Origin of the sequence: Shouchella shacheensis, from assembly GCF_001484965.1 — a bacterium.
GTDB classification, from domain to species: Bacteria; Bacillota; Bacilli; order Bacillales; family Bacillaceae_D; genus Shouchella; species Shouchella shacheensis.
The window spans coordinates 48,955-57,732 of sequence record NZ_LLYY01000028.1; the positions used below are offsets into that span (position 1 = coordinate 48,955).

Annotated in this window: 8 protein-coding genes; all 8 read right to left on the reverse strand. The window is 46.2% G+C overall.

Features of this window, described 5'->3' with window-relative positions:
• Position 1 precedes the first annotated feature (1 nt).
• The gene (locus AVZ68_RS16010) at positions 2–355 is read right to left on the reverse strand and encodes a DUF2620 domain-containing protein (protein WP_059105578.1); all 354 of its coding nucleotides are present in this window, start codon (positions 353–355) and stop codon (positions 2–4) included.
• A complete protein-coding gene (locus AVZ68_RS16015; protein WP_059105579.1) occupies positions 352–720 on the reverse strand; it encodes a PRD domain-containing protein in 369 nt (122 codons plus the stop codon). Before AVZ68_RS16015 ends, AVZ68_RS16010 begins: the two co-directional genes overlap by 4 nt.
• A 60-nt stretch (positions 721–780) precedes the next feature.
• The gene (gene yhfZ, locus AVZ68_RS16020; RefSeq protein ID WP_059105580.1) at positions 781–1,704 is read right to left on the reverse strand and encodes a GntR family transcriptional regulator YhfZ; all 924 of its coding nucleotides are present in this window, start codon (positions 1,702–1,704) and stop codon (positions 781–783) included.
• 379 nt (positions 1,705–2,083) lie between these two features.
• On the reverse strand, positions 2,084–3,109 hold the full coding sequence (locus AVZ68_RS16025; protein ID WP_059105581.1) for a LacI family DNA-binding transcriptional regulator: 1,026 nt from the start codon (positions 3,107–3,109) through the stop codon (positions 2,084–2,086).
• Positions 3,110–3,181: 72 nt separating this feature from the next.
• Positions 3,182–4,846: a glycoside hydrolase family 13 protein gene (locus AVZ68_RS16030; protein ID WP_059105582.1), complete on the reverse strand. Its 1,665-nt coding sequence runs from the start codon at positions 4,844–4,846 to the stop codon at positions 3,182–3,184.
• A gap of 227 nt (positions 4,847–5,073) precedes the next feature.
• Positions 5,074–5,916, reverse strand: a complete 843-nt coding sequence (locus AVZ68_RS16035; protein WP_059105583.1) for a sugar ABC transporter permease — start codon at positions 5,914–5,916, stop codon at positions 5,074–5,076.
• Positions 5,916–7,214: a carbohydrate ABC transporter permease gene (locus AVZ68_RS16040; RefSeq protein ID WP_059105584.1), complete on the reverse strand. Its 1,299-nt coding sequence runs from the start codon at positions 7,212–7,214 to the stop codon at positions 5,916–5,918. The genes AVZ68_RS16035 and AVZ68_RS16040 overlap by 1 nt, the downstream gene beginning before the upstream one ends.
• Positions 7,215–7,290: 76 nt before the next feature.
• Positions 7,291–8,556, reverse strand: a complete 1,266-nt coding sequence (locus AVZ68_RS16045) for a sugar ABC transporter substrate-binding protein (protein ID WP_059105585.1) — start codon at positions 8,554–8,556, stop codon at positions 7,291–7,293.
• Positions 8,557–8,778: the final 222 nt, after the last annotated feature.

Below are 8,778 nucleotides of genomic sequence, written 5' to 3' on the forward strand. Positions count from 1 at the left end.
GTTAGGCTTTTAGCGTGCCAAGTAGATATTCAACCGCTTTTTCTTTATGATCCCCAGTAAAACCGAACGCCTTGCCGCCGTCTTGAACCGCTTTCTCTACCTTCTCCCTTACTGGTGGTTTGCCTGGCATAGAAATCGTATGACAATTGGCTTTGCCAAGGAGCGAGATCGCCATAGCAAGAGCACCGCCTCCTCCTGTGTGACACGCGCCAAAGTAATAATCCGCTTGCCCTTGCTTCATCATCATCGCTGCTTCAAGATCAGACTTTACCACCGTTTCAATCGAGGCATCATAGGCCTTGATCAACTTCTCAATTTCCTTCTTCTCCACTTGTCCGCCGATTACAATTTTCATTCCTCATCATCTCCTTCATTTATCATTGAAGCTAGGACTGTTACGTAGTGCATATACATGAATGCTTTCTCTTCCTGTGGAAACGATTGTCCCCATTGTTCTTCTACCCATTCGACCTTCTCTTTCGCGCTTGCCAGTTGATCCGAGGAATAGACTTCTTTCATCATCTCTTCTGGGGGCGCACTCAATTCTTCCTCGCGCTCTACACGAGTGATCGCCATCGCCACATGCGTGACGAGCATGGCATAAGCCTCTTCTTTCCCCTTTGGTACCTGTGTGACAATTACTTTTCTTACAACATCCTCCGCTGTTTTGGTAATGGTCTCGGTCTCAGCAAGCATGTTCACTCGCTCCATTAGCGGCATCCTTGTCGCCACCTTCCAATGTACATTTTTTTGTATATTAATGTTGTAGGCGACTCAACCCTAGTACCTGGGGATGATTTCGCCTCTTTCCACTTGATGCTGAATCGCCATTAGCTGCTCGTTTTCAATTAAGCTTAAAAGATATTGAATAACCTTGTTCTCTTCCTGAACAACAACGACGGTCTCACTAATATCCTTGGCACGCTGTCTAGCCGTTTCCGACGTTAGTGGCCTTGAATGAATCGACGAGTTCGCAACTTCATCTGAATTCCAAACCGTCGCATCAATGACCCCTGCCTCCAGATTTTTCAATAGATGCATATAGTTTAACTCGACGTACTCCACTTCCTTGTCGCCAACCTCGGCTTCGACAAGCAAAAGCTGATCCGCAGACTTACGGTCAATCCCAACTCTCATTCCTGAGTGAATCACTTCGTTTTCCGGATTCGCAAAGAAGACGCGATGGCCACTGACATATGAATGGAGGCCAAGCTGCTTGTCAATAGATAGCGTACTTTTTTGCTCGTGTTGGAACTCTTGCGCTGCCGCCTTCGAGACAATCGCAAAATCATAGCGCTCATCGAGCACACCTTCGAGCCTCGGCTTACTTCCACGCATAAAGGCAATGTTTAAACGCATGCCAAGTCCTTCAAACTCGGTTGTAAACCCCGTTGCCAATCCTTCGTACTTCTTTGAGTAAGGCAACGGCATCACAGCCGTGATATCTGCCACTCCGGAAAACTTGTGTAACTTCGCCACGTCTTTATGCACAAGAAACGTACCAAGATGCCCTCTTGAATGAAGGCCAATTGCCCCCTCCTTCTCAAGCAACTTAATGGAGCTTTGAATCGTCCCCCTCCCAACATGAAGTTCCGTAGAAAACGACTCTACCTTTGGAATCCTCTCGCCTTCTTCGATCATCAACAAACGGGTTGCCACTTGTACCAGTGTTTTCCCTTTTTTTGAAAACAGCGCCTCGTTCATTGCCACCTCCACACAAAATACGATTTTTTGTATATTTGGAGTGTAGCATGGAAGGCGGTTTTTTGCAAGCGGATTCATTATAAAGGATTTCGCTACAATGAAAGAAGAGTAGTGCTCCGGCTTTTGACTAACAAATTAGTTTAGACTACTTTTTCGAGTGTGAATGTCTGTATTTTTAAATGCTCACCAGTATGGAATGGTATCATGGGAGGAAATGTTTGCTCGTGTAGACAAAGAATATCCCGATGTCAAAACCGAATAATGATTGGTTGATGCGATGGACACCGGAAGGATTGAAAGAATGCTCACTGAACTAAAAGAAAAAAGACAACCCCCCACTGCCTAATACAATGGGGGGCGTTACTTTCACTCTATCGTTTTACCGACGACTCCCACAAGACTGCCTTTTCACAAGCGTATGACCAACAACAGCGCTCGTGGCTGGCGATTGTGGGTCCACGATCCGTTCCTTCAGCAATTCCGTTGCTTTGTATCCAAGTTGGTAAATATGGATGTCCAGTGTGGTTAAAGGAGGCGAGGCGAGCTCCGATACCATCACATTATTAAAGCTAATCACGGAAACTTCACCCGGCACGGAGATCCCCATTTCGGCAAGCATGCGCAAGACGCCGAGCGCCATTAAGTCATCAGCCACCACAAGCGACGTCGGTGGTTTTTCTAGTGCCATGAGCTCGATCACTGCCTGCTGACCGCCTTCAATCAATTCCTCGTAATACACAAGATAATCCTCGGTTAGAGGGACGCCGGCTTGCTCCAGCGCTTTGGCGTAGCCGGTTTTATGGTCAAGAGTGACGAACGCCTCTTTTTGTCCTCCTATAAAGCCAATATCCTGATGCCCTAACAGCAGCAAGTATTCCGTGACGAGCTTTGCGGCTTTGACGTTGTCGTTGTTTACATAGGATACTTCCGTAAGAAGGGGTTCAGGAGGGCGACCGACCACGACAAATGGAAACGACTCCTGTATTAAAAATGGAACGAGCGGATCATCCGTTTTCGAATAAAGCAAAACCACCCCGTCCACTCTTTTGCTTTGGACCATTTCCTTGACTTCGGCGAAAATCTCCCTGTCCGTTTGTCCCGTAGACACATACAGTCCGTACTTTTCTTCATGGGCTTTCGCTGTGATCCCCCGAAGCACTTCCGGAAAAAAGGGATTGTGGAAGGCCGTCTGTGAGGCACTCGGGATGACAACGCCAAGCATATTGGTGCTTTGATTGACCAAATTTCGTGCGTTAAAATTCGGGTGATACCCTAATTCACTCATGGCCGCTCGCACGTTTTCTTTTGTTTTTGAGCTAATCCTTGTACTGTTGGCAATCACGCGGGAAACCGTCGATGGCGCCACATTCGCTTTTTTTGCCACGTCCTTGATCGTGATCGGCATTCCCCACAACCGCCCTCTCGCATAGTATTCCTTTCAAACAGTACCCTTGCCTGTTAAAACTGTCAAGCGCCTTTACCGAGCGACGGAGCGATAGATGCGGGCCTCATAAGGTCGAAGGTTGAAAGAGTTTCCTTCAGTGCTGTAATTGCAGAGCACCATTTCTCCTAGTTCTCCTTTTACCTCAAACGTCGCTTCCTTGGCAAAGAGATTCACGATAATGGCAAACGTTTCGTTCTCACCCGTTCGTGTATAGGCATAGACCGACGGATGGTCGGCTAGTTTCAGTTCATATGGTCCATACACAAGTGTTGCATGTCTCTTACGTAAGCCGATTAGCTCTCTAAAGTAAGAAAGAATCGAGTCCGGGTCTTCCGCCTGCTTCTTCACATTGATCGCGTTGTAATTGTCGTTCACCCGTAGCCAAGTAGCTTCAGACGTACTAAACCCGCCTTGTTTCTCATCGGCCCACTGCATCGGCGTCCGCGAGTTATCCCGTCCCTGTGTCCAAATCACCGGCATAATCTCTTCATGAGGACAACCCTTCTCACGCTCAATTCGATAAAAATTTCGCATCGACACATCATCATAGTCGTCAATCGAATCAAACTGGACATTCGTCATTCCGATTTCTTGTCCCTGGTAGATAAAAGGCGTGCCTTGCATCAAAAAGTAGAGCGTGGCTAGTGCCTTTGCACTTTCTTTCCAGTAACGCTCGTCATCGCCCCACGAAGATACACTACGCGGTTGATCGTGATTCTCAAGAAACAACGCATTCCAGCCAATTCCATCTAACCCCATCTGCCACTTGGAAAGCGTCTCCTTTAACGCAAGCAAATCGAGTGTTTCCTCGGCTTCTTTTCCCCACAGGCCTAGATGTTCAAATTGAAACACCATATTGAAGACGCCCTCTTCTTCCCCTGCCCAGGCTTTGGAGTCTTCTGAATCATCAATGCTGACCCCATTCGCTTCTCCGACAGTCATCACATCGTACTGATCTAGCGTCTCTTTTTTCATCTCCTGCAAAAAACGATGAATCCCTGGACGGTTCATATGACCGGCATACGAGTCAACATACGCCTCTTGCTGCGGATTCGGCAAATCGGGAAGGCCCTCGACTTTTTTGATATGGCTAATCGCATCAACACGAAAGCCATCAATGCCTTTGTCCAGCCACCAATTCATCGTTTCAAAAAGGGCCGCACGTACATCCTCGTTCTCCCAGTTTAAGTCAGGTTGTTTTTCCGAAAAAACATGCAAGTAGAATTGCTGCGTCTCCTCATCCCATTTCCAAGCAGAGCCATTAAAGATCGAGGCCCAGTTATTGGGCTCCGTGCCGTCCTCTTTCGCGTCTCTCCAAATATACCAATCTCTTTTTTCACTCGTTTTCGAAGCTCTCGATTCGACAAACCACGCATGCTCATCCGATGTATGGTTAATGACCAGATCAATGATCATTTTCATCCCACGCTGGTGGACAGCATCGATCAATTGATCAAAATCATCCATGCTGCCAAATTCGCTCATAATGCTTTTGTAATCGCGAATGTCATAGCCATTATCATCATTCGGGGAATCATACATAGGACTTAACCAAATCACGTTAATCCCAAGCCACTCTAAATAATCAAGCTTCGCGATCACTCCCTGCAAATCGCCAATGCCGTCCCCATTGGAATCATAGAAACTCCGCGGATACACTTGATAACAGACCGCTTCTTTCCACCATGTCTTATTCATCCATCTGTCTCCTTATTTTTCGGTTTGCGCAAACGTTTGCATTCATGGTTATTATACATGGTTTTCGAGGGAATCACAATAAGGGTTAGGACTTAGGGGGTTTCTGAAAACCTTTAAGGCCAGCAGCCTCTATCCCCAAAAACGCCCGCCTATCTACTCTTTCTTCTCCAGTTTTTTAAGGTGGCTAGAGGAGGTGTCGATGTGACACCTCCAGCCACCAATCATCTTTATCCTTTTGTTGCGCCTGATGTTAAGCCTGAAATGAGGTAGCGCTGCAAGTATAAGAACACAGCAGCAATCGGTACTGCGATTAAGATCGCTCCCGCGGCAAAACGGGTGAAATTATTAGCGAACTGATCATTGACAAAGTTAAACAACCCAAGGGCAAGCGTAAAGTTCTCCGGACTACGGAGAATGATTCTTGGCAAAATGAAATCCATGAATGGGCTCATAAAATTAAAGAGAGCCACAACCGCCAAGATCGGTTTCGCAAGTGGCAGCATGATCGTGATGAAAATGCGGAAATGCCCGGCGCCATCCAATTTCGCTGATTCATCTAGTTCTTTAGGAATTGTGTCGAAATAACCTTTTACAAGAAAGGCATTCATAGGAATCGACGTTCCCACGTAAATAATAATCAACCCTAACAAGGAATCAAGCAGGCCGACAGTGTTCAGTAAGATATACAGTGCAACCATTGCCATAATGACTGGAAATAGCTGAAGAATCAAGAATGTATAGAGTCCATATCTCCGGCCAACAAATCGATAGCGCGAAAACGCATAAGCCGTTAGAGCAACCATGAGTGTTGAGAAGAACGATGTTGAGAACGCAACGACAAGCGTATTCTGGTACCAGAGCAAATAATCGCTACGTGGGTCTGTAAAGAGCCAAATATAGTGGGTAAGCGACCAATTGTCCGGGATCATGTTTGCGCCGTACAGACTCGTTCCTGGATTTAACGATAGACCGATGGTCCAGAGAAGAGGGTAAGCAATGATAACAAACATGAAAGCAAGGAATAGGTAAATCCCGGTTACTTCCAGTCTCGATTTTGTTTTCCGATTCATTAGATACTCCCCTCCTCTTTAAAGGATCGACTGCGACGAAATTGGAAAATCGCGAACGTAGCGACAAACAGACCAATAATAATCGAAACGGCCGCTGCCATGCTGTACTGTGAGTTGCTAAAGGCCATGTCATAAACCCAAGAGATCAAGATGTCGGATCCCCCGGCATTCTGCCCCTGTACTGGCGGGCCTCCTTGGTTAAACAAGTAAATGATATTAAAATTATTGAAGTTGCCTGCATACTGCATTATTAATAGCGGTGCAGTTGCAAATAGAACATGCGGAAGTGTGATAAACCGAAACTTTTGCATTCGGCTTGCTCCGTCAATGTCCGACGCCTCGTACCAGTCAGAGGATATGCTTTGTAAAATCCCTGTAAATAAGGCAAACACAAATGGAAAGCCGAGCCACGTCTGCATAAGAATTAAGGCCACCCGTGTCCACAGAACATCACTTAACCAGGGAATGGTGACACCAAAGAGCGGACCGACAATTTCTCTGTTCATAGCGCCAAAGTTATCGTTAAACATCGCTGCAAAAATAAGAATGGTGACAAAGGCTGGAACCGCCCAAGGCAAAATCAAAAACGTACGGATCGTCTTCTTAAACTTAATCCGTTTGTCATTGACTATAAGCGCTAGAAAGAGAGCAAGCGCAATTTGTAGCGTCGTTGCCACAAGCGTCCAAATGAGCGTCCAAGAAAAAACAGACAAAAACGTGTTCCGCCAGATTGGCACGGTGACGAGTCTTGTAAAGTTATCAAACCCCACCCAGGAAAGAAGGTTCCGTGGCGGCGCATTATATAAATCGTAGTTTGTAAATGCTAGTCCTACCATGAACAAAAGCGGAAAAATTACTGTGAAAATAAGCAGGAACAGCCCCGGACCTACGAGGAGATACGGAAAACCTTTGTTCCATGACTGCCAAAATCCGTCTCGCAAACTGAGAGGTTGTCGCCCTTCACGAACGGCGACTGCTCCCTTATAGGCGTCTCGCAAATTTAAACTATAAAACAACACAGCAAATACCGTTAAAATCAGCGCCATAATCCCCTGACCAAGCAACACCCGCGAGTCGTCAATACGCTCCAGCGTTCCAAGGGTAAACAACCCCCAGTAGCCGACATTTAATAAATCATAAAACACAGTAATAAAGGCAGAGAAGAAAAGAAAAAAGATTCCGCCTTTGATGAAGTGCTTATTGTAAAGTTGGCCAACCCCAGGAATAATCGATGGCGCTAGCGCCAGGCGTGGGTTCTTGCTAATTCTCTTTTTATTTTCAAGGGTTACTTTCGCCACTTTTTTCACACCTTTCTTATGGAAACGGGCACAAGATTACGCAGCTTGTGCCCACTCAGCCATCCGGTTATTTACGTTACTGCCCTGAGCCCATCATTTCCATGTCATCGCGAATTTGGTCTACCGCTCCGTCCAGTGCTTCCTGCGGATCGGTTCCCTCAGAAATAAAAATAAAGGCATCTTCCATCGGCTCCCAAACCGTCGACATTTCTGGGATGTTCGGCATCGCTACAGCATGCTCGGCTTGCTCTGTGAAGCCTTCCTGCATTTCGTCGGTGATTTCGATATCCGTTCTGGCAGGAACTTCTTCAGTCAGCTCATAGAATGTCTCAGAGTTTTCCTGATTGGTTACGAACAGTGCAAGCTCTTTGGCCCACTCTTGGTTCTCGCTATACTCATTCACAAGCCAACCTTTAACCGTGGAGAACGATTCAAGATTTTCTCCATTGAACGTTGGAAGCGGCGCAACTCCGAGATTATCGCCTAAGGCTTCTTGAAACGGTCCAAGATTCCATGGCCCCGAAATGACAGCACCCACATTTCCTTCCGAAAACAAGCCTTCCATAATATCCCCAGTAATTCCGGTCGGCAGATAGCCTTCTTCAAACCAGCCTTGTACCAATTCCGCAGCCTCAACAGCACCCTCATTGTTCAGGCCGATATCCTCTGTATCATAGACACCCTCTTCATCTTGATTAAAGACATACCCACCATTTCCAGCGAGAAACGCGTACAAGTAGTAGAAGTTCGTTCCTTCCATCAGGAAGCCATACTCATCACTTGAGGCATCCGTTAAGTCAGCGGCGATTTCCTCAATGTCTTCAAACGTCTCTGGAGCCTCAGGTACTAGCTCCGTATTGTAATAAAGCGCATATGTCTCAACAGCAACTGGAACGCCGAGCTGAACACCTTCGTAATTCAAAGCCTCAACCGCATTTTCATTGTAGCCTTCTAGTTCTTCGTCTGTTAAATCCAACTCCGCTGCTAGACCTTGCAGATAGATGTCACCCATCGGATCATTCGGTTGAAAGAACAAATCCGGACCTCCGCCTGATGCAGCGTCAAGTGAAAGCGACTCCAACTGATCAAGCATGGAAAAAGGAGTAATCTCAACGTCAATATCGTGCTCTTCTGTAAACCTCTCTCCCAATTCCTCATACGCAGCAAGGTGGCCCTCTTCATCATTGACCCACATTGTCAGTGTCTCCGGTTTATCGCTCTCAGCTTCTCCGTTCCCATCGCTCGTCCCTGCCGCTTCTTCCTCTCGATCCGGACCACACGCAGCAAGCACCAGTGAAAGCGTTAGCACAGAAGTCCATAAAAAAAACCGATTCTTTCTCATCTTTATCCCCCCTAAAATTTTAAAGACAAACGTTTGCACAAAATCACAAAACTTATGTGATTTTTTGATGTAAAGTAAGTATATTATGGTTTTTGTGATTTGACAACCATTTTTTATTGAAGGAAAATCGTTTGCACAATTGAATGATAGAGCGCTTCTACTTTTCTTATATTCTCAACTTTCGCAGGCCGAAATAGACAGGTATATCCTAATATAGTTGGG

Coding starts and splice junctions, on each gene's coding strand:
- AVZ68_RS16010 (WP_059105578.1), bottom strand. CDS start 355: ATGAAAATTGTAATCGGCGGACAAGTGGAGAAGAAGGAAATTGAGAAG.
- AVZ68_RS16015 (WP_059105579.1), bottom strand. CDS start 720: ATGCCGCTAATGGAGCGAGTGAACATGCTTGCTGAGACCGAGACCATT.
- yhfZ (WP_059105580.1), bottom strand. CDS start 1,704: ATGAACGAGGCGCTGTTTTCAAAAAAAGGGAAAACACTGGTACAAGTG.
- AVZ68_RS16025 (WP_059105581.1), bottom strand. CDS start 3,109: ATGCCGATCACGATCAAGGACGTGGCAAAAAAAGCGAATGTGGCGCCA.
- AVZ68_RS16030 (WP_059105582.1), bottom strand. CDS start 4,846: ATGAATAAGACATGGTGGAAAGAAGCGGTCTGTTATCAAGTGTATCCG.
- AVZ68_RS16035 (WP_059105583.1), bottom strand. CDS start 5,916: ATGAATCGGAAAACAAAATCGAGACTGGAAGTAACCGGGATTTACCTA.
- AVZ68_RS16045 (WP_059105585.1), bottom strand. CDS start 8,556: ATGAGAAAGAATCGGTTTTTTTTATGGACTTCTGTGCTAACGCTTTCA.